1 protein-coding gene is annotated in these 677 nt (G+C 73.1%); it reads left to right on the top strand.

The genetic code is table 11. From position 1 onward, the window contains the following. Nucleotides 1-577, top strand: a 577-nt coding sequence (locus tag LPA54_RS34395; protein WP_228984576.1) for a response regulator transcription factor, incomplete at its 5' end; no start/stop codon positions are given. Nucleotides 578-677 lie beyond the last annotated feature (100 nt).

The following is a 677-nucleotide window of genomic DNA, read 5'->3' as shown; positions in this document are numbered from 1 at the left end:
CGTCGGGCAGGCCGCCACCGGCCGGCAGGCGGTCGGACTCGCCCGTAGCGAGCGGGCCGCCCTCGTCGTCATGGACATCCGCATGCCGGACCTCGACGGCATCGAGGCGACCCGGCTGATCGCCGCCGACGACGACCTGGCGGGGGTGAAGGTGCTCGTCCTCACCACCTACGACACGGACGAGAACATCGTGGACGCGCTGCGCGCCGGGGCGTCCGGGTTCCTGGTGAAGGACACCCGGCCCGCCGAACTCCTCGACGCCATCCGCACGGTGGCCGCCGGTGACGCGCTCCTGTCGCCGGGACCCACGGCCCGGCTGATCGAGCGTTTCCTGCGCAGTCCCGCGGCGGCGCCGGTCACCGCCGGCCCCGACTGCCTCTCCGAGCGGGAGCGGGAGGTGCTGACATTGGTCGCACGCGGCCTCAACAACACGGAGATCGCCGAGACGCTGGGGCTCAGCCCGCTCACCGCGAAGACCCACGTGAGCCGCACGATGGGCAAGCTCGGCGCCCGGGACCGGGCCCAACTGGTCGTCGTGGCCTACGAGTCGGGTCTGGTCGCACCGGGCGCCGGCTGACCGTCCCGCGGGCTCACAGGGTGTGCTGGAGCCAGCGCTGGATGGTGCTGTTGATCCCGGCGGACAGGGCGCTCAGGTGCTCGATGGCCTCGCGGTCCTC

It is taken from the genome of Streptomyces sp. DH12, from assembly GCF_020873895.1.
GTDB lineage: Bacteria > Actinomycetota > Actinomycetes > Streptomycetales > Streptomycetaceae > Streptomyces.
This window is presented reverse-complemented; position numbering and strand designations above follow the sequence as displayed.